Source organism: Escherichia sp. MOD1-EC6842 (assembly GCF_002965705.1).
Lineage (GTDB): Bacteria > Pseudomonadota > Gammaproteobacteria > Enterobacterales > Enterobacteriaceae > Escherichia > Escherichia ruysiae.
Genome location: NZ_PTRF01000017.1, coordinates 81217 through 107588, shown reverse-complemented (window position 1 = coordinate 107588; position 26372 = coordinate 81217). Strand labels below are relative to the sequence as shown.

The window sequence follows — 26372 nt, the reverse complement described above, 5'->3', positions numbered from 1 at the left end:
TTGGTGATACTGGTGGTGTTGGCGGCAACATCATTCGTCAGGTTAGTGATGTTGGTGGTGTTGTTAGCAACTTCGCCGGTCAGGTTGCTGATATTGGTGGTGTTGGTTGCCACATTGTCGTTAGTGGTTTTCAACTGAGAACCGTTAACGGCATCGGTACTGGTCTCCGTCAGTTCACCCGCCGTAACGTTAGTGATTTTGCTGGTGGCTTCAGTGCCGTGTGCGGCGGTGAATGCACCTGAGGCGTCATCCCATGCCAGCGCGTCGGCACCAAGGTTAGTCACTGTATCAGTCAGGTTGGTGATACTGGTGGTGTTGGCGGCAACATCATTCGTCAGGTTAGTGATGTTGGTGGTGTTGTTAGCAACTTCGCCAGTCAGGTTGCTGATATTAGTGGTGTTGGTTGCCACATTGTCGTTAGTGGTTTTCAACTGAGAACCGTTAACCGCATCGGTACTGGTCTCCGTCAGCTCACCCGCCGTAACGTTAGTGATTTTGCTGGTGGCTTCAGTGCCGTGTGCGGCAGTGAATACGCCAGCGGCGTCATCCCATTTCAGCGCATCTTCACCGAGGCTATTCACCGTATCAGTCAGGTTAGTGATATTGGTGGTGTTGTTAGCAACATCGCCAGTCAGGTTGGTGATATTAGTGGTGTTGGTTGCCACGTTATCGTTAGTGGTTTTCAACTGAGAACCGTTAACCGCATCGGTACTGGTCTCCGTCAGTTCACCCGCCGTAACGTTAGTGATTTTGCTGGTGGCTTCAGTGCCGTGTGCGGCAGTGAATACGCCAGCGGTGTCATCCCATTTCAGCGCATCTTCACCAAGGTTAGTCACCGTATCAGTCAGGTTAGTGATATTGGTGGTGTTGGCGGCAACGTCATTCGTCAGGTTAGTGATGTTAGTGGTGTTGTTAGCAACATCGCCAGTCAGGTTGCTGATATTAGTGGTGTTGGTTGCCACATTGTCGTTAGTGGTTTTTAACTGCGAGCCGTTAACCGCATCGGTACTGGATGCGTTCAGCTCACCCGCCGTAACGTTGGTGATTTTGCTGGTGGCCTCAGAACCGTGTTTTGCGCTGTAGACTTTTTTAACTGAGTCCCATTGTAATGTATTATCATCAATACCCTTTAACGCGTCGCCAACATTATTAAAGGTACCACTTTGCAGTTTGTAGTTAGGGGCGTTAACAACTCCGGCAGTACTCACGGAGGCGCCGCCGCCCAGACGGTCTGCGACTGACTTACTGATATCATAAAGCTGTGAACCATTGATGGCATCAGTACTGGTACTGCTAATATCACCTTTTGCCATATTGACAACTTTACGCTGTAGCGTGTCGTTACCTACTGAAACAGTATTATCTTCCACCGCTGTGGAACCTGTGCCCAGAGCAACGGAGTTGACACCTGTTACACTGGACAGGCTACCAATCGCAATACTTTTTTCAGAACCGGCAAAGCTTTCTTGTCCAAGCGCAATACTGTTTTCGCTGCTTGACTGACTGTTATTACCCAACGCAATAGAATTTACACCATCTGCCTTTCCTGCCTGACCGAAAGCCATTGCTCCAGCTTTGGCTGCATTGGCACCATATCCGAGCGCAACGGTATTGTCCGCGTTAGCTATGCTGTTTGAACCCAATGCCAGGCTATATAAACCATTTGCCTGAGCGTCGGCACCCATTGCAATGGCACCATCGGCATTCGCTAAAGCCAGTCTTCCAAATGCCAGGCTATCAATGGCATTGGCTTTTGTATCCGAGCCGAGTGCCAGACTATACTTTCCTGCGGCTATTGCCTGGTAACCAAGGCTAGCTGCATAATCAGCACCATCTTCTGCTCTTGAACCTCTACCTATTGCAGTGGAGTATGCACCACCGACATAGGTGGCCCCCCCCAATGCAAGAGAATAATCTGCTGTTGCATTTGCACCGCTACCGAATGCTGCGGATCTGTCTCCCATGGCTTTAGACTGTTGCCCTATAGTTAGGGAGCGATCACCCGATGCCTGACTCTTGTAGCCGAATGCGGTACTTCCTTGTCCACTGGCTGTCGCGTTGGATCCTATTGCAATTGCGACTCCTCCCTCCCCTATTGTTGTCGATGTAGCTTTTGCATTCTTTCCGATAGCAATCCAGTCACCGGTTTCTGCGGGAGTTTCAATGCTCTCACCACCATCAAGACCGATAGAAGCACCCGCTCCAAACGACGACAGCAACCCACCGGCAACCAACGCAGAAATTAACAGCTTGCTGCGACCGCTCTTCTTTCCACGGCTTTTTGCCGTTTCGCTGGCGACGCTGTAACTTCCCGTCGCAGGGTTCCAGATAACTTTAAAAATTTTGTTCATTGTTGTTGCTCTCTATTCCTTGATATAAGTGCAATGACTGCATTTATTTTTTGCTTTTTTTCTGCCGGTTATCAGCAGGTGGAAGGTTGTCGAAGTTGATATTCTGCATATTAATAGCCAACTTCAGGTATTTCAGGTTATTGGGCGACACCCCTTTTAACGTTAAGTTAATGTCTTGCCATTGCCCTGGTAATAATTTCAGCGTGGAGTTCATGGTGGTACTAAATAGTAGCTGTTGCCATTTGGCATATTCTTTTAGATCACCCGGTCTTTCACCGCCCCAGGTGGCATGAAAACCAATATTTGATACGGGAATACTTAATAAATTGGCCAATGACATATGAATAACACTGCCATTTTCTATTGCTTCAACAGATAACACCCTGCCGGCAATACCTACCGAACCGTTATTTAAAATGAAATATTTTGTTTGATCGGGGTTAAATTCAGTAAAGACAAATGTATCTTGCTGATGCTTAATCTCTTTCACTACCTGAGCCAGCAGCTTTGTACTGTTTATTAGACTAATGCTTTGTTTTTCAATGGTGTTTGTCTTTTTGGTTTCTTGTTCTAGTCGTTTTTCGAGTTGATCAATTCTGGCCTTTTGTTCTTCTTGTTGTTTTGTGAGTTCATCAACGACTTTGTTTTTTTCGACATAGTCACAACCTGACAGCATCAGTATTGTCGAAGCCGCCAGGACGCTTATCAATAATTTATTCACTTTCATATAAAGTTATCCTTACATATCATCCCTGATACCAACGCGGTCTAAGGGATGTGTCCATTTGTGGTTGATGCTTTTGCGATTTATACGGCTGGCTTTATGAATGTTGCGAATATATTTGTTATGAAAATTATTTATTAAGTTTTAAAATTGTTTAATTGTGTTAGGGAGGCGGATTTTAATGAGGAGGGTTATCAGATGTCAAACACTGCATTTAAAGCAGAAAAATAGCTTTCATTTAATATTCACACAATAAATGTTTTGGGTGAGTTTTTAGAATGTGGATGGAAAAAATAACGGCAAAAGTTTTATTTTATGAATGATATCTTCCATTTTTAGGCGTCGAACCAAACCTTTTACTGAATGCATTTTCAGATTTAGTGCCATTGGTAAAAAGTAGACTCTACGAGGAAACAGAGGAAAAAGAGGAGGATATTTGTTGCATCCCGCATTTAGAAACGCGGGATGTGAGGGAGATATACAGGTAAGAGGGTTAAAACGCTGTCTTTGAGAACCCGGTCATCTCTTGCAGACCCATTTCACGACCCAGTGCGGTCATCGGATGTACAACCACAAGCCCCCGAACGCTTTTCTTCAGCTTACCCATATCGGCTTGTTCTTTTTTGGTAATCGCGCGCTGGAACGGCATCTTCATCAGCTTCTGTGCTTCCTTACTGAGTTTCTGGCTGTGAACTTCTCGCAGGCGGGCAATTTCTGCTTCCAGAGTTGCTTTCTCTTTTTCCAGCTCGGCATATTTGTCTGCGGCTTCAACCAGCGACAGATCGGCCTGCTGGTGACGGATGGCGTCCAGACGATCGCTGAGACGTTTGATTTCGTTTTTTTCGACTTCTTTCATGGGATGGCTTCTGATAAAGATAAATTTATAGCCCCTAGTATGCGCGACGAGGTGCTTTGTTCACAACCGATGGCATTGTAATAGTTTTGTCGGGTAACAAATCTTGTGTTCAAAAATCGTATAATATATTGATTAATAAACAATATAATCAGAAGGTGAGGGCAAGCGTTGTGGATTTCGCACGTTTTCCTTAATGTCATTTTTATCGGGATCTAAACTAAAATCGGCGGTCGCGCTTTCCCGGCGCGGGGTAATACGGAGATATTATTATGGGCAAATTAGGTGAAAACGTTCCGCTTCTTATTGATAAAGCCGTAGATTTCATGGCATCAAGCCAGGCGTTCCGGGAGTATCTGAATAAACTTCCCCCCCGTAACGCGATTCCATCCGGTATACCTGAGGAAAGCGTGCCGTTATATCTACAACGTCTGGAATATTATCGCCGACTTTATCGGCCGAATCCGGTAGAGGAGAAGTAAGCGAAAGTACTTACTTTTGAAAGGCTTTTTTTAAGCTGATTTTGGAAATCAGCTCTGTCAGTGAAAGGACCATTGTTGATCGCACAGCCTGTTGGTAACGCTGAACTTGCATCGCATACAAACTGGAGTCTATTGGTTCAAACTGTGGCGGCGGTGGTAGTGCCGCCACGCAATGCAGTTCGCCAAATGGCCCAAGAATTTCATCATCGGTAAATGCGTACTCGTTGCCGTCGTGGTTCAGCTCTTCCCGCAGCGCCATCAACAGTTCCGCATCTTCGTATTCATGGCGACTAATTACGCCAAGCCCATAAATCAGCTTTAAGCGCACGGACAGGTCGCCCAGCGGACCATCGCCGTCGAGTAACGGTTCTACAGCATACTTCACCGCGTAATCGTCTTTGCGGAATACCTGAAGCACCAAAAGATTCACCGCCTCGGTCAGGAGATCGACGGCGGTAATCAGAAAGCTTCGCACGGTTTTGCCAGCATTCAGACGCTCAAGCACACGGTTTTCAAAGGCCTGGGTTTGTTCCATTGTTGCCTGCATATCTGACAATCTGTTATTCGGGCGCAGGGTGTCCTGCGCCTGGTTCATCATTATTGCATTGCGTTATAAGCGGTTACTGCCTCGGTGACAACCTCGCTGTTGGCATCAAGCCCGGAAATGTGCGCCAGCGCAGCCTGCGGGCCTTTGTCGGCAATCAGCGCCGCCAGTTCTTGTGCCTGAGGATCATCTTCACTGCAAAAGTGCATTGCAGCGGCAATACCTTCAATCAGATTTTTGTGCGGCAAGCTATATTCCAGCGTACCCAGCAGCGGCTTGATCAGACGGTCGCCAGCACTCAGTTTACGCAGCGGCTGACGGCCTACGCGCTCAACATCATCTTTCAGATACGGGTTTTCAAAACGACCGAGGATTTTCTGGATGTACGCCGCGTGCTTGTCCGCGTCAAAGCCGTAACGCTTAATCAGTACCGCGCCGCTTTCTTCCATCGCCCCTTTTACCACCGCACGGATTTTCTCGTCGAGAATCGCGTCACGAATGGTCTGATGACCCGCCAGTTTTCCAAGGTACGCGGTTATAGCATGGCCTGTGTTCAGGGTGAAGAGCTTACGTTCGACAAACGCCATCAGGTTGTCGGTTAACTCCATACCAGGAATGTTCGGCAGCGTGCCTTTGAACTGAGTTTTATCGACAATCCATTCGCTGAAGGTTTCAACAGTGACTTCCAGCGGATCGTTCGTTGCAGACGCTGAAGGCGGTACGATACGGTCAACGGCGGAATCAACAAAGCCAACGTGTTCTTCTACCCACGCTTTGGCGTCTTCCGGCAGGGCGTTCATCACATGGCCTTTCAGTTGCGTTGTGCCGCGTACCATGTTTTCACAGGCGATAATGTTCAGCGGGGAGTCATTACCTTGCTCTTTACGTTTTACCAGCCCTTTGGCGATTGCCGGAGCAATGCGTTCCAGCACGACCGGGCCAACTGCGGTGGTGACTAAATCAACCTGGGCGATTAAATCAACCACGTCGTCGCCAATGCTGCTGACGGCATTAACGCCGGAAACGGTATCCACCTGCTCGGTTTCGCCGACAACGTGAACCTGATAGCTATGACGGGCATTCAGGGCATCAAGTACCACCTGATTGACATCGGCAAACGTCAGTTGGATACCCGCGTCTGCCAGCAGTTTACCGATAAAGCCACGACCGATATTACCTGCGCCAAAATGTAATGCTTTCATAGTATTAACCTTCATCAATGTTTTTACCCAAGAGGGCTGGGGTGAGGCTTTTCCCTCACCCAAACCCTCTCCATGTGGAGAGGGGCAGCGCCGGATGCGGCGTAAACGCCTTATCCGGCCTACAAGAACGTGCAAATTTAACAAACTGCGCTTTGTTTTGTAGGCCTGATAAGCAAAGCGCATCAGGCAATCAGCCCCACCGTCTCCATGAGGAGAGGGTGGGCCTGGATTACTTACGACCTGCCAGCAGTTCCAGCACTTCATCCACGCTGGTGGTGTGTGCCAGACGCTCGATGACGGACTCATCATCCAGCGCGTTGGTCAGGCTGGTGATAACCTGAATGTGCTCGTTATTACGGGCAGCAATACCAATCACCAGGCGGGCAATGTCATCTTCTTCTTCACCGAAGCGCACACCTTCCGGATATTGACAGAACACGACACCCGTTTTCAGTACGCGATCTTTCGCTTCAACCGTACCGTGCGGCACTGCGATAGACTCACCCAGATAAGTCGGGGTCAGTTTTTCACGATCCAGCATCGCCTGTACGTATTCCGGCTCAACATAGCCGCCTTTCACCAGTTGTTCGCCGGCAAAGCGAATCGCTTCTTCTTTGGTGGCTGCTTTGCGACCGAGGAAGATGTTCTCCGCACCGAGCTTAAACAGGTTGGCGTTAGAATCGTCAAAGCTGTCTTTCAGGCTGTCTTTCACTTTCACTTCGTTTTCAGTATGACGCTGGGCAGCAACCAGACGTTCGGTCAGGCTGGTGTACAGGCCGCTGTCGAGGAAGTTAGTCAGCGAAATATGCTGTGCCTGCGGCACCTGGCGCATAGCGCGTTCAGTCAGGTCACGGTGAGTGATGACCAGATCTACATCCGGCGGCAGGTTGTTGATCGCGCTGTTAGTGACCGAAATCTGCGACAGACCTGCATCCTGAATTTTCTTACGCAGCACGCCTGCACCCATCGCACTGGAACCCATACCGGCGTCACAGGCAACGATGATTTTACGCACGTGGCTCAGGTCGTTAGTCACATCGCCCGCAGACAGCGGAGACGCACCTTTAGACTCAGCTTTCATGTCCTGCATACGACGAGTTGCTGCTTCAATATCGTCTTCTTCTTTCACTTTGCTGGTTTTCAGCAAAATAGCAGAGACAACGAAGGAGACCGCCATCGCCGCACACACACCCGCGATGTTAGCGAAGTAAGCACCTTTTGGCGTCATCGCCAGTACCGCGAGGATAGAACCCGGAGATGCCGGAGAAACCAGACCACCGCCCAGGATAGTCAGCGTGAACACGCCAGTCATACCGCCGAGGATAACGGCCAGAATCAGACGCGGATTCATCAGTACATACGGGAAGTAGATTTCGTGGATACCACCCAGGAAGTGGATGATTGCCGCACCGCCCGCAGACTGTTTCGCACTACCACGACCAAAGAACATGTACGCCAGCAGCACGCCCATACCCGGACCCGGGTTCGCTTCAATCAGGAAGAAGATGGATTTACCCAGTTCATGGGACTGCTGAATACCCAGCGGCGAGAAGATACCGTGGTTAATGGCGTTGTTGAGGAACAGGATTTTCGCCGGTTCAACAAAGATAGACGCCAGCGGCAGCATGTCATGGACAACCATGAAGTTAACGCCCGCAGCCAGCATTTTAGACAGGGCTTCAACAATCGGGCCAATGCCGAGGAAGGCCAGAATGGCGAGGATCATCCCGATGATGCCAGCGGAGAAGTTATTCACCAGCATCTCAAAACCGGATTTGATCTTACCGTCTACCCAGCGGTCGAAGTGCTTAATGCACCAGCCGCCCAGCGGACCTGCAATCATAGAACCGAGGAACATCGGCATGTCTGCGCCGACGATAACGCCCATGGTGGTGATGGCACCGACTACGCCGCCACGTTCGCCGCCTACCAGCTTACCACCGGTATAACCGATCAGCAGCGGCAGGAGATAAGTGATCATCGGCCCGACCAGCTTCGCCAGCGTTTCGTTCGGTAACCACCCTGTTGGAATAAATAACGCGGTGATGATACCCCACGCGATAAACGCGCCGATATTTGGCATCACCATGTTGCTGAGGAAACGACCAAAGCTTTGCACTTTGATCTTAATATCGGATGACATAAAAACACCCCTTCTTATGTTTGCTGTCGCGCAGGCTGGAAGCCCGAGGTTTTTTGTTAATGTGGCGGCAGAGGTAGCCGGACCTTGTAGATACTGCGAAATCTGGCACTGAATCGGTTAACTGTCCAGTCGGCGGCCTTTTGTGTGATATCAGTCACATAAATATAGGGGGTAGAGAGGTAATTGACGTGACGTTCGTCACAAAATGACTGTGTAAAAAAACAACAAGACGGCGATTTTCGCTAAAAATGGCATTCAAATGTGAGTAATGTCACAATTTTATTTTGATGGTTTGTTGAATCTTTGTGATCTGAATCACAAGATATTTTCTTCGGTAATTCACCTGATGTGATCTGCAACATGTTCTGACTTTGCCTTAAGACAGTTTTGTAACTGAGCAACTCATCGCCTTTTAAAATTATCCTTCGGTGTGATGGCGAGATTGGCAAACGCAGATTAATGTCAAAGTATCAGCCTGACTCCCTTCCGGCTGCCAGCCAAAAAACAACACTGATAAGCGTGAATCCGAGGCAGATATGTTTCTAAACTACTTCGCGTTGGGAGTGCTGATCTTCGTCTTTCTGGTGATTTTTTATGGAATCATCGCGATACATGACATCCCCTATCTTATTGCCAAAAAGCGCAACCATCCCCACGCCGACGCTATTCATACGGCGGGTTGGGTAAGTCTGTTTACCCTGCATGTAATCTGGCCGTTTCTGTGGATCTGGGCAACGCTTTACCAGCCAGAGCGCGGCTGGGGAATGCAGTCACATGTTGCGTCGCAGGAGAAAGCAACTGACCCGGAAATCGCCGCACTTTCTGACCGTATTTCCCGGCTGGAGCACCAACTTGCAGCTGAAAAAAAGAGTGACTATTCCACGTTCCCGGAGATCTGATTATGGATCTGTTAATTGTTTTAACTTACGTGGCGCTGGCATGGGCGGTCTTTAAAATCTTCCGCATTCCGGTGAATCAGTGGACGCTGGCGACGGCGGCGCTGGGTGGCGTGTTTCTGGTGAGTGGTTTGATTTTATTGATGAACTACAACCATCCTTACACTTTTACCGCGCAAAAGGCAGTGATAGCTATCCCCATCACGCCACAGGTGACGGGGATCGTGACTGAAGTCACCGACAAAAATAATCAGCTTATTCAAAAGGGCGAAGTGCTTTTTAAGCTCGACCCGGTACGTTATCAGGCGCGAGTAGACAGACTCCAGGCTGATTTGATGACGGCGACGCATAATATCAAAACGCTGCGCGCGCAGCTCACTGAAGCGCAGGCCAACACCACTCAGGTTTCAGCGGAGCGCGACCGACTGTTTAAAAATTATCAACGTTATCTGAAAGGCAGCCAGGCGACGGTCAATCCGTTCTCAGAACGTGACATCGACGACGCGCGGCAGAATTTCCTCGCGCAGGATGCGCTGGTGAAAGGTTCGGTGGCGGAGCAGGCGCAGATCCAGAGCCAGCTCGACAGCATGGTCAACGGTGAGCAATCACAGATTGTCAGCTTAAGGGCGCAACTGACCGAAGCGAAATATAACCTTGAGCAAACCATTATTCGCGCGCCGAGCAACGGCTACGTTACTCAGGTACTGATCCGCCCAGGCACTTACGCGGCAGCTTTACCGCTGCGTCCGGTAATGGTCTTCATCCCTGAGCAAAAACGGCAAATCGTCGCCCAGTTCCGGCAAAATTCACTGTTACGTCTGAAACCCGGTGATGAAGCAGAAGTGGTGTTTAACGCGCTGCCTGGGCAGGTATTCCACGGCAAACTGACCAGTATTTTGCCGGTGGTGCCTGGCGGTTCGTATCAGGCGCAGGGGGTGCTGCAATCGTTAACGGTCGTGCCCGGAACGGATGGTGTGCTGGGAACCATTGAACTCGACCCTAACGCTGATATCGATGCCTTACCCGACGGCATCTACGCCCAGGTGGCAGTTTATTCCGACCATTTCAGCCATGTTTCGGTGATGCGGAAAGTGCTGCTGAGAATGACCAGTTGGATGCATTATCTTTATTTGGATCATTGAGACTTATGTCACCTGTGTTTTGCGCGAGCCTGAGCCATACTGATATTTTTCCTCGCACAAAGGACATGGCATGAAACTCGTCGGTAGCTACACCAGCCCGTTTGTACGCAAACTTTCTATTCTGTTGTTAGAAAAGGGCATAACTTTCGAATTTATTAATGAACTGCCCTATAACGCGGACAACGGCGTGGCGCAATTTAACCCGTTAGGGAAAGTGCCGGTGTTGGTGACCGAAGAGGGCGAATGTTGGTTTGATTCGCCGATCATTGCCGAATATATTGAATTAATGAATGTCGCTCCGGCGATGTTGCCGCGCGATCCGCTGGAGTCGTTGCGAGTGCGCAAAATTGAGGCGCTGGCAGATGGCATTATGGATGCCGGGCTGGTGTCGGTGCGCGAACAGGCGCGTCCGGCGGCGCAGCAGTCTGAAGATGAATTGTTACGCCAGCGGGAGAAAATCAACCGTAGCCTGGATGTGCTGGAAGGATATCTGGTCGATGGCACGCTCAAAACCGATACGGTCAATCTGGCGACGATCGCTATTGCCTGTGCCGTCGGATATCTCAATTTCCGCCGCGTTGCGCCGGGCTGGTGTGTTGACCGCCCACACTTAGTCAAACTGGTCGAAAACTTGTTTAGCCGCGAAAGTTTTGCCCGCACCGAACCACCAAAGGCTTGATGCGCGATATGTCCTCCTGACCCATCTCACGTTACAATCCGTGGTTATGTTAAACGCCCTTCTCCGTGTGAGAGGGCCTTGATCAGCCAGGTTTCCTATGACAACCGAAACGCGTTCCCTCTATAGTCAACTTCCGGCTATTGATCGCTTATTGCGCGATAGCTCCTTCCTTTCTTTGCGTGATACTTATGGTCACACCCGCGTGGTGGAATTGCTGCGTCAGATGCTTGACGAAGCGCGAGAAGTGATTCGTGACAGCCAGACGCTGCCCGCGTGGTGTGAGAACTGGGCGCAAGAAGTCGATGCCCGGTTGACGAAAGAAGCGCAGAGCGCGCTGCGTCCGGTGATCAACCTGACGGGAACCGTACTGCATACCAATCTTGGGCGAGCTTTACAGGCGGAAGCAGCGGTGGAAGCCGTTGCGCAGGCTATGCGTTCGCCGGTGACGCTGGAGTACGATCTGGACGACGCCGGACGCGGGCATCGCGATCGCGCGCTGGCGCAACTGCTGTGCCGCATTACGGGGGCGGAAGATGCCTGTATCGTCAATAACAATGCGGCGGCGGTATTGTTGATGTTGGCGGCCACTGCCAGCGGTAAAGAGGTGGTGGTGTCTCGTGGCGAACTGGTGGAGATCGGCGGCGCGTTTCGTATCCCTGACGTCATGCGTCAGGCTGGCTGTACCCTGCACGAAGTGGGGACGACCAACCGCACGCACGTCAGTGATTATCGTCAGGCGGTGAATGAAAATACCGCACTGTTGATGAAAGTACATACCAGTAACTACAGCATTCAGGGGTTCACCAAAGCGATAGATGAAGCGGAACTGGTGGCGCTCGGCAAAGAGCTGGATGTTCCCGTAGTGACTGATTTAGGCAGTGGTTCGCTGGTCGATCTTAGCCAGTACGGTTTGCCGAAAGAGCCGATGCCGCAGGAGTTGATTGCAGCGGGCGTCAGCCTGGTGAGCTTCTCCGGCGACAAGTTGTTAGGCGGGCCGCAGGCAGGGATCATCGTTGGTAAGAAAGAGATGATTTCCCGCCTGCAAAGCCATCCGCTGAAACGTGCATTACGCGCGGATAAAATGACCCTCGCGGCGCTGGAAGCGACGCTGCGTCTCTATCTGCACCCCGAAGCACTGAGCGAAAAATTACCGACCCTGCGTCTGCTTACTCGCAGTGCAGAGGTTATTCAAATCCAGGCGCAACGTTTACAGGCTCCCCTTGCCGCACATTACGGCGCGGAGTTTGCGGTACAGGTTATGCCGTGTCTTTCGCAGATTGGCAGTGGTTCGCTGCCGGTTGATCGCCTGCCGAGCGCGGCATTAACGTTTACACCCCATGACGGACGTGGCAGCCACCTTGAGGCATTAGCCGCCCGCTGGCGTGAATTGCCAGTTCCGGTGATTGGACGTATTTACGACGGGCGATTGTGGCTGGATTTACGCTGCCTTGAAGATGAGCAACGGTTTATGGAGATGTTGTTGAAATGATTATTGCGACTGCCGGACACGTTGACCACGGCAAAACAACCTTATTGCAGGCGATTACTGGCGTAAATGCCGACCGTCTGCCGGAAGAAAAAAAGCGCGGTATGACCATCGATCTCGGCTATGCCTACTGGCCGCAGCCAGATGGGCGCGTGCCTGGTTTTATCGACGTTCCCGGTCATGAAAAGTTTCTTTCCAACATGCTGGCGGGCGTGGGTGGTATCGATCACGCGCTGCTGGTGGTGGCTTGCGATGACGGTGTGATGGCGCAGACCCGTGAGCATCTGGCGATTTTGCAGCTTACCGGTAACCCGATGCTGACAGTGGCGCTGACTAAAGCCGATCGCGTGGACGAAGCGCGTGTTGATGAGGTTGAACGTCAGGTAAAGCAGGTGCTGCGGGAATACGGTTTTGCTGAGGCAAAACTGTTTGTCACCGCAGCAACCGAAGGTCGGGGAATTGATGCCCTGCGCGAACATCTGCTTCAGTTGCCTGAACGTGAACACGCCAGCCAACATACTTTCCGCCTCGCTATCGACCGCGCTTTTACCGTAAAAGGTGCCGGGCTGGTGGTCACTGGTACGGCGTTAAGCGGGGAAGTGAAGGTAGGCGATTCACTATGGCTGACTGGTGTAAATAAGCCGATGCGCGTGCGTGCTCTCCATGCGCAAAATCAACCAACAGAAACCGCCCATGCCGGGCAACGTATTGCGCTTAACATCGCCGGTGATGCGGAGAAAGAACAGATTAACCGTGGCGACTGGCTGCTTGCCGATGCGCCGCCGGAGCCGTTCACGCGGGTGATTGTCGAGCTACAAACTCATGTACCGTTGACCCAGTGGCAGCCGCTGCATATTCACCACGCCGCCAGCCACGTTACGGGGCGCGTTTCGCTGCTGGAAGATAACCTTGCCGAGCTGGTGTTCGACACGCCTCTGTGGCTGGCGGATAACGATCGCATAGTGCTGCGCGATATCTCGGCTCGCAACACGCTGGCGGGGGCGCGTGTGGTGATGCTTAACCCGCCGCGTCGCGGTAAGCGTAAGCCGGAATATCTGCAATGGCTGGCGTCTCTTGCACGCACACAAAGCGATGCCGATGCACTGACGGTTCATCTGGAACGCGGAGCGGTGAATCTTGCCGATTTCGCCTGGGCGAGACAGCTCAACGGCGAAGGGATGCGCGAACTGCTGCAACAGCCTGGCTATATTCAGGCTGGTTATAGCTTGTTGAATGCGCCGGTTGCCGCCCGCTGGCAGCGGAAAATCCTCGACACATTAGCGGCTTATCATGAGCAGCATCGCGATGAACCAGGTCCGGGGCGCGAGCGCCTGCGGCGTATGGCGTTGCCGATGGAAGATGAAGCTCTGGTACTGTTGTTGATTGAAAAGATGCGCGAAAGCGGCGATATCCACAGCCACCACGGTTGGCTGCATCTGCCTGATCATAAAGCCGGATTCAGCGAAGAGCAGCAGGCTATCTGGCAAAAAGTGGAATCGCGGTTTGGCGACGAGCCGTGGTGGGTACGTGATCTGGCAAAAGAGACGGGAACCGACGAGCAGGCAATGCGGCTGACACTACGGCAGGCGGCGCAGCAGGGGATAATTACGGCGATCGTCAAAGATCGTTATTACCGTAATGATCGGATTGTTGAATTTGCCAATATGATCCGCGATCTCGATCAGGAATGTGGCTCAACCTGCGCGGCGGATTTCCGCGATCGCTTAGGTGTAGGCCGAAAGCTGGCAATTCAGATTCTGGAATATTTTGACCGCATTGGCTTTACGCGGCGTCGTGGAAATGATCATTTATTGCGCGATGCATTATTATTTCCCGAAAAATAAGGAAATGATTAATTCATAATAAATATGAATTAATACAAAATTCTTATTAATATTAAGGAAGCACGTTATTTGATGAATGTAACGTGCTTTTTATTAAAAATATTTTGATAAACGGTAATGTCGATCATATTTCCGAATGAAAATACTTTGTAATCTGCCAGCCCTTTTTACTCTTCCAGGAGTGTTTTATGGCAGCTTCAACCTTTTTTATTCCTTCAGTGAATGTCATCGGCGCTGATTCATTGAATGATGCAATGAATATGATGGCAGACTATGGCTTTACCCGTACATTAATTGTTACTGACAATATTTTAACGAAATTAGGTATGGCGGGCGATGTGCAAAAAGCACTGGAAGAACGCAATATTTTTAGCGTTATTTATGATGGCACCCAGCCTAACCCAACTACGGAAAACGTCGCCGCAGGCCTCAAACTGCTGAAAGAAAATAATTGCGATAGCGTGATTTCCTTAGGTGGTGGTTCTCCGCACGATTGTGCGAAAGGCATTGCGTTGGTGGCAGCCAACGGCGGTGATATTCGCGATTACGAAGGCGTTGACCGCTCTGCAAAACCGCAGTTGCCGATGATCGCCATCAACACCACGGCGGGTACTGCGTCTGAAATGACCCGTTTCTGCATTATCACTGACGAAGCGCGCCACATCAAAATGGCGATTGTGGATAAACACGTGACTCCGCTGCTTTCTGTCAATGACTCCTCTCTGATGATCGGTATGCCGAAGTCACTGACCGCCGCAACGGGTATGGATGCCTTAACACACGCTATCGAAGCGTATGTGTCTATTGCCGCAACGCCGATCACTGACGCTTGCGCACTGAAAGCCGTGACCATGATTGCCGAAAACCTGCCGTTAGCCGTACAAGATGGCAGCAATGCGAAAGCGCGTGAAGCGATGGCTTATGCCCAGTTCCTCGCCGGTATGGCGTTCAACAATGCGTCTTTGGGTTATGTTCATGCGATGGCGCACCAGTTAGGCGGTTTCTACAATCTGCCGCACGGTGTATGTAACGCCGTTCTGCTGCCGCACGTTCAGGTATTCAACAGCAAAGTAGCCGCTGCACGTCTGCGTGACTGCGCTGCTGCAATGGGTGTGAACGTGACAGGTAAAAACGACGCGGAAGGTGCAGAAGCCTGCATTAACGCTATCCGCGAACTGGCGAAGAAAGTCGATATTCCGGCAGGTCTGCGCGATCTGAACGTGAAAGAAGAAGATTTCGCGGTACTGGCGACCAATGCTCTGAAAGATGCCTGCGGATTTACTAACCCGATTCAGGCAACTCACGAAGAAATTGTGGCGATTTATCGCGCTGCGATGTAATCATCATTCCCACAACGGCTGGCAAATTGTCAGCCGCTTTTTTAACTATCTCTGTAATCCTTGCCCGTAAATTCGTGATTGCTGTCGTAAAGCTATCACCCGCTGGCGAAGATTTCGCCAGTCACGTCTACCCTTGTTATACCTCACACCGCAAGGAGACTACCATGACCAACAATCCCCCTTCAGCACAGATTAAGCCCGGCGAGTATGGTTTCCCCCTCAAGTTAAAAGCCCGCTATGACAACTTTATCGGCGGCGAATGGGTAGCACCCGCCGACGGCGAGTATTACCAGAACCTGACGCCGGTGACCGGGCAGCTACTGTGCGAAGTGGCGTCTTCGGGCAAACGCGACATCGATCTGGCGCTGGATGCCGCGCATAAAGTGAAAGACAAATGGGCGCATACCTCGGTGCAGGATCGCGCGGCGATTCTGTTTAAGATTGCGGATCGAATGGAACAAAACCTCGAACTGTTAGCGACGGCAGAAACCTGGGATAACGGCAAGCCCATCCGCGAAACCAGTGCTGCCGATGTGCCGCTGGCGATTGACCATTTCCGCTATTTCGCCTCGTGTATTCGGGCGCAGGAAGGTGGGATCAGTGAAGTCGATAGCGAAACTGTGGCTTATCACTTCCACGAACCGTTGGGCGTGGTGGGGCAGATTATCCCGTGGAACTTCCCGTTGCTGATGGCGAGCTGGAAAATGGCTCCCGCGCTGGCGGCGGGCAACTGCGTGGTGCTAAAACCCGCACGACTTACCCCGCTTTCAGTGTTGCTTTTGATGGAGATCGTCGGTGATTTACTGCCGCCAGGCGTGGTGAACGTGGTCAACGGTGCGGGCGGCGAAATCGGTGAATATCTGGCGACCTCAAAACGTATCGCCAAAGTGGCGTTTACCGGCTCAACGGAAGTCGGTCAGCAGATTATGCAGTACGCCACGCAGAACATTATTCCGGTGACGCTGGAGTTGGGCGGTAAGTCGCCAAATATCTTCTTTGCCGATGTGATGGATGAAGAAGATGCTTTCTTCGATAAGGCGCTGGAGGGCTTTGCATTGTTCGCCTTCAACCAGGGCGAAGTTTGCACCTGTCCAAGCCGTGCTTTAGTGCAGGAGTCTATCTACGAACGCTTCATGGAACGCGCCATCCGCCGTGTTGAAAGTATTCGTAGCGGTAACCCGCTCGACAGCGTGACGCAAATGGGCGCACAGGTTTCTCACGGGCAACTGGAAACCATCCTCAATTACATTGATATCGGTAAAAAAGAGGGGGCGGATGTGCTTACCGGCGGGCGGCGTAAGCTGCTGGAAGGGGAACTGAAAGACGGCTACTACCTCGAACCGACGATTCTGTTTGGTCAGAACAATATGCGTGTGTTCCAGGAAGAGATATTTGGCCCGGTGCTGGCGGTGACCACCTTCAAAACGATGGAAGAGGCGCTGGAGCTGGCGAATGACACGCAATATGGCCTGGGCGCTGGTGTCTGGAGTCGTAACGGTAATCTGGCCTATAAGATGGGGCGTGGCATTCAGGCCGGGCGCGTGTGGACCAACTGTTATCACGCTTACCCGGCACATGCGGCGTTTGGCGGCTACAAACAGTCGGGCATCGGACGCGAAACCCATAAGATGATGCTGGAGCATTATCAGCAAACCAAGTGTCTACTGGTAAGCTACTCGGATAAACCGTTGGGGCTGTTCTGATATAAGAAGCTGGTCGCATTGGGTATTCATTGCCTGATGCGACGCTTGCGTGTCTTATCAGGCCTACATGGCTCATGCAATATATTGAATTTGCATGATTTTGTAGACCGGATAAGGTGTTCACGCCGCATCCGGCATAAGCAAAGCGCACGTTATCACTATCTGCGACGCTTGCGTGTCTTATCGGTTCAAATGTTTACGTCTCCTGGGGCTGAGCATTCACTGAACTAAATTAAGAGCATCTTTTCTACAAATTACTGCACACCGTGATTCTTCTTACGAATATTCATATTAGCCCCCTTTAAACTTATTTTCGTTGATTGTAATGAGAGTGATAAGCGGCGATATACCGTGAAGCTGTGACAATGTAAGGAAGAGAGAAAGGCACATTTTGCGGAGCAGGACACATATTGGTGGGTAAAATAAATGTCGCAAATAAAAAACCATTTTTTAATGATTTGATGAATGTTTAAATATCTAAAGTGTTTCTGTACAACGCTATTTATTTTTATTGTTTATGAATTAGCAGAAATCATATCTAATATTTTTTATGATATTTAGTTAAAAACGACACTATTGTTATATTCCTCACGTTCCAGGAAATCAGTAGATTTACTCGTCTTTTGTGGCGGGATACTATTCGCTGGCTTGCTGATGTTGCATTAAAATCGAAAGTGCACATCCTATTAAAACAATTTTTTATATTTTTCGATATACGCACGCCTTTTGGAAAGCGTAGGGCATCCTTTATTTCAGGGAACGTAAATAATGAAAAAATCGACGTTATCTTTAGCCATCGGTTTATTATTGGCATGTAGTACCGGTATGGCAAAAACACAGCATTTAACGCTGGAACAACGCATGGCATTGCTGGAGGAGCGGCTGGAAGCGGCGGAAATGCGGGCAACAAAAGCTGAAAGCCAGGTAAAACAGCTTCAGACACAACAGGCAGCCGAAATTCGCGAAATTAAATCCGCGCAGGGTAATACGCCAGTAAATGGTCAGGCTGCTGCGGAATCTGCAAAGAAAAACGCGTCATCTCCTAATCTTTTGCTTTCAGGTTATGGCGATTTGAAAATCTACGGCGACGTAGAATTTAATATGGACGCGGAAAGCAATCATGGCCTGCTGGCAATGACCAACGCCGATATGAATAGCGATCCTACCAATGAACAGTGGAATCTCAATGGCCGTATTCTGTTAGGCTTTGACGGTATGCGAAAGCTGGATAACGGTTATTTTGCCGGATTCTCCGCACAGCCGCTGGGGGATATGCACGGTTCAGTGAATATCGATGACGCTGTATTCTTCTTTGGCAAAGAAAATGACTGGAGAGTCAAAGTAGGGCGCTTTGAAGCCTACGATATGTTCCCGCTAAATCAGGATACCTTTGTTGAGCATTCAGGTAATACTGCGAACGATCTTTATGACGATGGCAGCGGTTATATCTATATGATGAAAGAGGGGCGCGGGCGTTCTAACGCTGGCGGTAATTTCCTTGTCAGCAAACAACTCGATAACTGGTATTTTGAATTAAACACGTTACTGGAAGACGGAACATCTTTATATAACGATGGCAATTATCATGGCCGCGATATGGAGCAGCAGAAAAATGTCGCTTACCTGCGCCCGGTAATTGCCTGGTCGCCGACGGATGAATTAACCGTTTCCGCAGCGATGGAAGCGAACGTGGTGAATAATGCTTACGGTTATACCGATAGTAAGGGTAATTTTGTCGACCAGTCCGATCGTACCGGCTATGGCATGAGCATGACCTGGAACGGCCTGAAAACCGATCCGGAAAATGGTATTGTGGTTAATCTTAATACCGCCTATTTAGATGCCAATAATGAGAAAGATTTCACTGCCGGGATCAACGCGCTGTGGAAACGTTTCGAGCTGGGTTATATCTACGCGCACAATAAGATTGATGAATTTAGTGGCGTAGTTTGTGATAACGACTGCTGGATTGATGATGAAGGGACGTACACCATTCACACCATTCATGCGTCTTATCAGTTCGCCAACGTGATGGATATGGAGAACTTTAATATTTACCTTGGTACTTATTACTCCATTCTGGATAGCGACGGCGATAAGAAACACGGCGACGAGACTGATGACCGTTACGGCGCACGCGTTCGCTTTAAATACTTCTTCTGATGAAGGCGCGGTGCTGGATATTTTCCGGCACCGCAACTCATTAAGGCAGATAAAAGACTTCTTGCAGCTCGCTGCTGACCGGGCTGTTATCCGGATTAGCGGGCATCACCTCGGTCATATGTTTCCACCATCGTTGGCAAACATCCGTATTGGCAACCGCATTCCAGCGTTCTTCAGATTCAATTTCTACCGTGGCAAAAAGTAAATTACGTGCTTTGTCGAGGTAGATGGCGTAATGGTGCGCGCCGTGTGACTTCAACACCGCTTCCAGTTCCGGCCAGATCGGGTTATGCCGACGCTGATACTCTTCGTGAGCGTCCGGGTTGACTTGCATAACAAACGCTTTGCGGATCATAACGCCTCCAGATAAAGCTCACGCACGTCGTCGCGGCTGGCGGTACGCGGATTACATGGTGCGCATGGGTCGGCCAGGGCTTTATCTAACCAGCCTTCGATATCCTCTTTGCTGATGCCAAGCTGACTAAATCCCGCAGGTATGCCCACGCGATGGCTCAAGACTCGAATGGCATTAATTGCTTCCAGACTTGCCGCTTCATCACTCATCCCGCGCGTATCGACACCCATCGCCTGGGCGATACGGGCAAAGCGAGCGATGGCATTCGGGCGGTTAAAGTTTTCGATTACTGGCAACAAGATGGCATTACACACCCCGTGTGGCAGCTTGTGGGTAGCTCCGGGCTGATGCGCCAGTGCGTGAACCAGCCCCAGTCCCGCGCTGTTAAAAGCCATTCCCGCCAGATATTGCCCGAATGCCATTTGTTCACGGGCTTCCAGATTATGACCATCTTCTACCGCTTTCGGCAGCCACAGAGAAATCAGGCGGATAGCTTCCAGCGCGTTGGCGTCGGTTAATGGATGTGCACCAACAGAAACATAGGCTTCAACTGCGTGAGTCAGTGCATCCATACCGGTGGCAGCGGTAACGGAGGCAGGGATCTCCAGCATTACACTGGCATCATCCACCGCAATATCTGGAATAATATTCGGATCGATGATGACTTCTTTCACTTGCCGCGCAGTGTCGATGATCACCGCATTGCTGGTCATCTCAGCGGCGGTTCCGGCAGTCGTATTGATCGCCACCAGCGGTACGCCGGGGTTTGTCACTTTACCAACACCAGAGTACGCCGTAGAAGGTGCGGGATTAGCGGTAAGGATTTTTACGGCTTTTGCGGTATCAATCGGGCTACCGCCACCGAAAGCAATAATGTAGTCACATGCGGCGTCCTGAAATGCAGCGTAGCCTTTTTGCACCAGTTCTTCGGTGGGGTTTGGAAAGACCTCATCGAATAGGTGGTAAGACATTTGGTGTTGATCCAGCGCGGTGAACAGACTGTCCAGCAATCCCAATTTAACCAGTTGCCCATCGGTAACGATCAGTGCTTTTCCCCATTGCTTATTCGCAACCAGGTTTACCATATCGCCAATTGCCCCAGCGCCATGCAGGCTGATTTTCGGTAATGCCAACATAAAACTCATGATTATTCTCCTTAAGATCAAATCCTTCTGTCCGGCGGCATAACCCGCGCCGCCAGATGCGAAACGGGGTGTTAAAGCGCCAGTGCGCTTGCCAGCGGGGTGACGCCGAAACGCTTGCCGAGGGCTATCAACTCTTCACGGCTGATGGTCTTTTTCATGCCGCCCATCGAATACACTTTCACCAACACTTCCGCCGATTTTTCTGCGGTATCGATCAGGCCAAACGCTTCGTCCAGCGTCGGACCGCTGCCGAAGACGCCGTGGAAAGGCCAGAGAACCAGTGAGTGGTTTTGCATTTCCTGCGCGGTGGCCTGGCCAATTTCGTCCGTGCCGGGCACCATCCACGGCAAAATGCCAACGCCATCCGGGAATACCACCAGGCACTCGGTGCTGCCTTCCCACAGTTGGCGGGTGAAGACTGCCGTGTCGTTTTCCAGCACATAGGTGAGGGCGATCAGGTTGGTGGCGTGGCAGTGCATGATTACCCGATCTTTACCGTTGGTGGCTTTAATGCGTTCGCAATGGGAGAGAAAGTGTGCCGGAAGTTCAGAAGTTGGGACGGCTTCGTTGGTTAGCCCCCAGAGAATATGGTAGCCCGCGCCGTCGCTGTCGATTTTTACGACGCCTAAATTGGCGGCTGGATCGAGCTGGACGTTACGAAAGAATTTGCCGGAGCCGGTGACGATAAACGGTGTATTTGCCAGTAAAGGCATTGGCTGACTGAGCGGAATATATCGCGGTTGTGGGTGAAAATTGTCGTGATATGGCGCGATATCGGCGTCATCCAGGCGCAGCGTCAGGTTGCCGCCGTTGCGTTCGTCCCAGCCTTTCAGCCAGGCGTCGGTGGTGGCTTTGATCATTCCCTGGACAAACCAGGACTGGGTAATGTTTTGCATGTTCTGTGTTCCTGTAAATTCGGTTGCCTTGTTGATACATGGTGCGGCTTGTTCCCCTCACCCTAACCCTCTCCCCAAAGGGGCGAGGGGACTGTCTGGCGCAGTGTTTAGCTCCGTTGCCGGAGGGTGCTGTGGTTTTCTCCCTCGCCTTTTCAGGGAGAGGGGACGGTGCAGTGTTTAACTCCGTTGCCGGAGGGTGCTGCGGTTTTCTCCCTCGCCCTTTCAGGGAGAGGGGACGGTGCAGTGTTTAACTCCGTTGCCGGAGGGTGCTGCGGTTTTCTCCCTCGCCCTTTCAGGGAGAGGGGACGGTGCAGTGTTTAACTCCGTTGCCGGAGGGTGCTGCGGTTTTCTCCCTCGCCCTTTCAGGGAGAGGGGACGGTGCAGTGTTTAGCTCCGTTGCCGGAGGGGGCTGCGGTTTTCTCCCTCGCCCTTTCAGGGAGAGGGTCGGGGTGAGGGTGACAGCCCGCACGGTCATTCGACCCGTAGGCCGGATAAGGCGCTCGCGCCGCATCCGGCGGTGTTTACCCGCGCTGACGCAAAATTGCGTTCTCATAAGCCCGCACGCTTTCCAGCCATTCGCTACCCGCTGGCGTATCGTGACGCTGGCAATACATTTCCCACACCGCCTGCCACGGCAACGATTTTTGTTCTTCCAGCAGCGCCAGTCGCGCGGTGTAATCGCCCGCTGCTTCCAGCTTGCGTAGTTCGGCTGTCGGTTCTAACAACGCACGCAGCAGGGCTTTTTTCATATTGCGCGTGCCAATAACCCACGCGGCAATGCGGTTGATGGAGGCATCAAAGAAGTCGAGACCAATGTGTACCCGGTCAAACAGGTCATGACGGACAATCTCACTGGCAATCGCCTGGGTTTCATCATCCAGCAGCACCACGTGATCGCTGTCCCAGCGAACCGGTCGGCTGACGTGCAGCAGCAACTGCGGAACATACAGCATGGCGGCGGAAATCTTGTCGGAAATAACTTCTGTCGGGTGGAAGTGCCCGGCGTCCAGACACAAAGCGGTCTGGCGGCTGGTGGCATACCCCATGTAAAACTCATTGGAGCCAACCGTGTAGCTCTCCGCGCCAATACCAAACAATTTGCTCTCAACGGCGTCGATATGGTGCGCAGGGTTCAGCTTTTCGCTGATCACTTCATCCAGCGCAGCCAGTAAACGCTGGCGTGGGGCGAGACGGTCAACGGTGATATCTTTCATGCCATCCGGGATCCAGATGTTCATCACCGATGGCGTGCCAAGTTGCTCGCCAAAATAGGCCGAAACGCGACGGCTTGCTTTGCAGTGGTCAATCCAGAACTGGCGAATGCGGTCGTCGGGATGCGAGAGCGTAAAGCCATCGGCACTTAGCGGATGCGAAAAACAGGAGGGGTTAAAGTCCAGACCGAGGTGATTGGCTTTCGCCCATTCAACCCAGTTTTTGAAATGCTCTGGTTTGATTTTATCGCGCGAGACTGGCGTGTCTGATTCCAGATAGATAGCATGTAAATTAAGCCGTTTCGGCCCCGGAATCAGCCGCATAGCCTGTTCCAGATCGGCTCGTAGCTCGCTGGCATTACGCGCTTTACCCGGATAATTACCTGTGGCCTGAATCCCACCAGTCAGCGAACCTTCCGGGTTTTCAAAACCAGAAACATCATCGCCCTGCCAGCAGTGCATTGAAACGGGTAAGCGATCAAGTTGGCGCAGCGCCTCCTCGACATCAATCCCTACCGCCGCGAAACGCTGTTTCGCCAGTTCCCAGGCCTGTTCCAGTTGAGTGGTCATGCGCAAAGCTCCTTTGTCTGTCGTGTAGAGTGAATCCGCGCCACATAGTGGGCAATTTCACTGTCAGGATTAGGGGTAAAGGTGGTCAGATTCGCGGTGGCGCTCACGACCTGACGGAAATCATCCACATTGTTGAGTTCATCCAGCGTCATTAACTGGATGCCGATATTGCCGAGCGTCGAGGCTTCAACTGGCCCGGCGATCACCCGAATACCGCAGGCATCGGCACACAACTGGTTGAGCAGTGCGTTCTGGCTGCCGCCGCCGACAATATGCAGTTGAGAGAAGTCTTCACCGCGTAGCTGCGCCAGTTCGTGCAGTACGTCGGCATACAGCAGCGCCAGACTGTCGAAAATACAGCGCGCCAGTTCAGCATCACTTTCTGGGATCGGTTGCGCCGTTTCCCGACACGCTGCCTGAATTTCGCTGCACATCTCGTCAGGATTAATAAAGCGATCGTCATTGGGATTGATGATGAAGCGGCAAGCCGGAAGTGCCTGTGTCGCGGCGATAAGCGCCGGAAGATCGTTGATTTGCCGCTCCTGAAGCACTCGCTGAAGCAGCCATAAGCCCATAATATTTTTCAGCACCCGATAGCGACCTTCCGCCCCGCCTTCATTGGTGATGTTGGCTGCCAGCGCCGCATCATCGGTGAATGGCGTCTGGCTTTCGAAGCCCATCAATGACCAGGTGCCAGAAGAGAGATACGCGGCGCGTGAACCATTTAACGGCGAGGCGATAACCGCGCTGGCGGTATCATGGCTGGCAACGGCGACCACCGGAATCTCATTACCCTGCGGGCAAATCCAGTGACCTATGACATTACCCGGATGTGTCGGGCGACCAAACCAGGCTTTGTTGGCCCCACTCCACGCCAGTAGCGACTCGTCCCAGTCGTCGCTATTGATATTGACCAGTTGCGTGGTCGTGGCGTTGGTGTACTCCCAGTTCATCTTGCCGGTCAGGCGATAACTGAAGTAATCCGGCATCAGCAGAGCGTGAGCGATTTGTGGAATAAGTTCAGGTTGTTGCGCCGTCAGCGCACGCAACTGATAGATCGTATTGAAGGGCAGAAACTGGATGCCGCTACGCTGATAAATATCGCGTTTGCCGAGTTGCTGCTGTGCCAATGTCATCAGCCCGTGAGTGCGGCTATCACGATAGGCAATCGGTAAACCGACGCGCTGACCGTGTTGATCCAGCAGCACATAGTCCACGCCCCAGGTATCAATACCGATGCTATCGATACGAATCCCTTCCTCGCACACCTTGTTTAACCCAAAGCGAATGGCGTTTTCCAGACTATCGACATCCCAGGTGGCATAACCGCTCTGGTAATACAGCCCATTGGTAAAACGATGGATTTCACGCAGCGTCAGGCTGCGACATTCACGGTGGTAACGCGCCAGCATTACGCGCCCACTGGATGCGCCGAGATCAACAGCGACGCAGTAGCGAAAGGTCATAATGAGATCCTTCTAGGTTTCATTACGCCCAGTCTAAGAAGCGCCCGACTTCGCTACCTTCTCGTTACTGACAGGAAAATACACCACTGGCAACCAGGGAAAGATGAACGTGATAGCGTTCACAATTTTCAGAATTGTGGTGGTGTGATGTTTGCCGCATTTTCTGAAAAATCACGCTTTATCTTGAAAAATAGACATTTTTTACGTGTTTTGCTGTCGAAAATTTAAGGTAAGAACCAAATCGCTTGATTACTATTCCGCCATGTTGACGGCATCAGGAGGTTTATATGGACGTATTACATTGCGTGGATTTTTTTCCGTCTGGTAACGTGTCTGTGGCAATAGAACCCCGGCTTCCACAGGTGGATTTTCCTGAACATCACCATGATTTCCATGAGATTGTGATTGTCGAACACGGCACGGGTATCCACATTTTCAATGGGCAGCCTTATACCATCTCCGGTGGAACAATCTGTTTCGTGCGCGATCATGATCGGCATTTATACGAACATACGGACAATCTGTATTTGACCAATGTGCTGTATCGCTCACCGGATAGATTTCAGTTTCTCGCCGGGCTGCATCAGCTTCTGCCGCAAGAACAAGACGGGCAATATCCGTCCCATTGGCGCGTGAGCCACAGCATATTGCAGCAGGTACGGCAACTGGTTTCGCAACTGGAACAGCAGGAAAGAACGAATGATTTACCCTCGAAAGCCAGCGGTGAGATTTTGTTTATGCAATTACTGCTCTTGCTGCGTAAAAACAGTTTGCAGGAGAGCATGGAAAGTCGCGAATCGCGTCTGAACTTGTTGTTGGCCTGGCTGGAAGAGCATTTTGCCGACGAGGTGAATTGGGAAATGATGGCGGATCAATTTTCTTTGTCACTACGTACATTGCATCGTCAGTTAAAACAGCAAACTGGTTTGACGCCCCAGCGTTACCTTAACCGTTTACGGTTGGTGAAAGCGCGTCATCTGTTACGCCACAGCGAGGCCAGCGTTACTGACATCGCCTATCGCTGCGGATTCAGCGACAGTAACCACTTTTCGACGCTTTTTCGCCGAGAGTTTAACTGGTCACCGCGTGATATTCGTCAGGGACGGGATGGCTTTCTGCAATAACGCGAATCTTCTCAACGTATTTCCACGCCAGTTTATGAATAATCAAACACGTC

Annotated in this window: 21 protein-coding genes; 10 read left to right on the top strand and 11 right to left on the bottom strand. The window is 51.2% G+C overall.

What is annotated here, in order from left to right; translation table 11 throughout:
• From A7Z29_RS18375 to A7Z29_RS18365, 3 genes are all read right to left on the bottom strand, one after another.
• Window positions 1–2351 (bottom strand): ESPR-type extended signal peptide-containing protein (locus tag A7Z29_RS18375; protein ID WP_286135394.1); only part of this gene is annotated, 2351 nt, incomplete at its 3' end.
• A gap of 43 nt (window positions 2352–2394) precedes the next feature.
• Window positions 2395–3078: a SadB/YajI family lipoprotein gene (locus A7Z29_RS18370; protein ID WP_000867584.1), complete on the bottom strand. Its 684-nt coding sequence runs from the start codon at window positions 3076–3078 to the stop codon at window positions 2395–2397.
• Between the two features lie 490 nt (window positions 3079–3568).
• Complete coding sequence (locus A7Z29_RS18365) at window positions 3569–3931, bottom strand: YibL family ribosome-associated protein (protein ID WP_000665680.1); 363 nt, start codon at window positions 3929–3931, stop codon at window positions 3569–3571.
• Between the two features lie 269 nt (window positions 3932–4200).
• Here A7Z29_RS18365 and yibT point away from each other — a divergent pair, with 269 nt between their 5' ends.
• Entirely contained in the window at window positions 4201–4410 is a 210-nt protein-coding gene (gene yibT / locus A7Z29_RS18360; RefSeq protein WP_000517102.1) for a protein YibT, read from the top strand.
• 10 nt (window positions 4411–4420) lie between these two features.
• On the opposite strand, the gene mtlR is transcribed toward yibT, so the two are convergent.
• From mtlR to mtlA, 3 genes are all read right to left on the bottom strand, one after another.
• Window positions 4421–5008, bottom strand: coding sequence for a mannitol operon repressor MtlR (gene mtlR / locus A7Z29_RS18355; protein ID WP_105290598.1), 588 nt, complete (start codon window positions 5006–5008; stop codon window positions 4421–4423).
• A complete protein-coding gene (gene mtlD / locus A7Z29_RS18350) occupies window positions 5008–6156 on the bottom strand; it encodes a mannitol-1-phosphate 5-dehydrogenase (RefSeq protein ID WP_000645415.1) in 1149 nt (382 codons plus the stop codon). The genes mtlR and mtlD overlap by 1 nt, the downstream gene beginning before the upstream one ends.
• A gap of 229 nt (window positions 6157–6385) precedes the next feature.
• Entirely contained in the window at window positions 6386–8299 is a 1914-nt protein-coding gene (gene mtlA, locus A7Z29_RS18345; RefSeq protein ID WP_000093249.1) for a PTS mannitol transporter subunit IICBA, read from the bottom strand.
• A gap of 536 nt (window positions 8300–8835) precedes the next feature.
• On the opposite strand from mtlA, the gene A7Z29_RS18340 reads away from it, so the two are divergent.
• The 8 genes from A7Z29_RS18340 (at window position 8836) to A7Z29_RS18305 (ending at window position 19552) form a co-directional block, all read left to right on the top strand.
• Window positions 8836–9198 (top strand): DUF3302 domain-containing protein, encoded by a 363-nt coding sequence (locus A7Z29_RS18340; protein WP_000479623.1) that lies wholly within the window; start codon window positions 8836–8838, stop codon window positions 9196–9198.
• A gap of 2 nt (window positions 9199–9200) precedes the next feature.
• On the top strand, window positions 9201–10337 hold the full coding sequence (locus A7Z29_RS18335) for an HlyD family secretion protein (RefSeq protein ID WP_000364946.1): 1137 nt from the start codon (window positions 9201–9203) through the stop codon (window positions 10335–10337).
• A 70-nt stretch (window positions 10338–10407) separates the two neighbouring features.
• Entirely contained in the window at window positions 10408–11016 is a 609-nt protein-coding gene (locus tag A7Z29_RS18330; RefSeq protein ID WP_000779792.1) for a glutathione S-transferase, read from the top strand.
• A 97-nt stretch (window positions 11017–11113) separates the two neighbouring features.
• The gene (selA, locus tag A7Z29_RS18325) at window positions 11114–12505 is read left to right on the top strand and encodes an L-seryl-tRNA(Sec) selenium transferase (RefSeq protein WP_000206252.1); all 1392 of its coding nucleotides are present in this window, start codon (window positions 11114–11116) and stop codon (window positions 12503–12505) included.
• A complete protein-coding gene (gene selB, locus A7Z29_RS18320) occupies window positions 12502–14346 on the top strand; it encodes a selenocysteine-specific translation elongation factor (RefSeq protein WP_105290597.1) in 1845 nt (614 codons plus the stop codon). The genes selA and selB overlap by 4 nt, the downstream gene beginning before the upstream one ends.
• A gap of 188 nt (window positions 14347–14534) precedes the next feature.
• Entirely contained in the window at window positions 14535–15686 is a 1152-nt protein-coding gene (yiaY, locus tag A7Z29_RS18315) for an L-threonine dehydrogenase (protein WP_105290596.1), read from the top strand.
• 164 nt (window positions 15687–15850) lie between these two features.
• Complete coding sequence (aldB, locus tag A7Z29_RS18310) at window positions 15851–17389, top strand: aldehyde dehydrogenase AldB (protein WP_000183978.1); 1539 nt, start codon at window positions 15851–15853, stop codon at window positions 17387–17389.
• Window positions 17390–18157: 768 nt separating this feature from the next.
• Window positions 18158–19552, top strand: a complete 1395-nt coding sequence (locus tag A7Z29_RS18305) for a carbohydrate porin (protein ID WP_105290595.1) — start codon at window positions 18158–18160, stop codon at window positions 19550–19552.
• Window positions 19553–19592: 40 nt separating this feature from the next.
• Here A7Z29_RS18305 and rhaM read toward each other — a convergent pair whose 3' ends face one another.
• From rhaM to rhaB, 5 genes are all read right to left on the bottom strand, one after another.
• On the bottom strand, window positions 19593–19907 hold the full coding sequence (gene rhaM / locus A7Z29_RS18300) for an L-rhamnose mutarotase (protein ID WP_000619490.1): 315 nt from the start codon (window positions 19905–19907) through the stop codon (window positions 19593–19595).
• Complete coding sequence (fucO, locus tag A7Z29_RS18295; RefSeq protein ID WP_105290594.1) at window positions 19904–21052, bottom strand: lactaldehyde reductase; 1149 nt, start codon at window positions 21050–21052, stop codon at window positions 19904–19906. The genes rhaM and fucO overlap by 4 nt, the downstream gene beginning before the upstream one ends.
• A gap of 71 nt (window positions 21053–21123) precedes the next feature.
• The gene (gene rhaD, locus A7Z29_RS18290) at window positions 21124–21948 is read right to left on the bottom strand and encodes a rhamnulose-1-phosphate aldolase (protein WP_105290593.1); all 825 of its coding nucleotides are present in this window, start codon (window positions 21946–21948) and stop codon (window positions 21124–21126) included.
• A 521-nt stretch (window positions 21949–22469) separates the two neighbouring features.
• The gene (rhaA, locus tag A7Z29_RS18285; RefSeq protein ID WP_000211489.1) at window positions 22470–23729 is read right to left on the bottom strand and encodes an L-rhamnose isomerase; all 1260 of its coding nucleotides are present in this window, start codon (window positions 23727–23729) and stop codon (window positions 22470–22472) included.
• Window positions 23726–25195 (bottom strand): rhamnulokinase, encoded by a 1470-nt coding sequence (gene rhaB / locus A7Z29_RS18280; protein WP_105290592.1) that lies wholly within the window; start codon window positions 25193–25195, stop codon window positions 23726–23728. The genes rhaA and rhaB overlap by 4 nt, the downstream gene beginning before the upstream one ends.
• Window positions 25196–25482: 287 nt before the next feature.
• Here rhaB and rhaS point away from each other — a divergent pair, with 287 nt between their 5' ends.
• Complete coding sequence (rhaS, locus tag A7Z29_RS18270) at window positions 25483–26319, top strand: HTH-type transcriptional activator RhaS (RefSeq protein WP_000382766.1); 837 nt, start codon at window positions 25483–25485, stop codon at window positions 26317–26319.
• Window positions 26320–26372 lie beyond the last annotated feature (53 nt).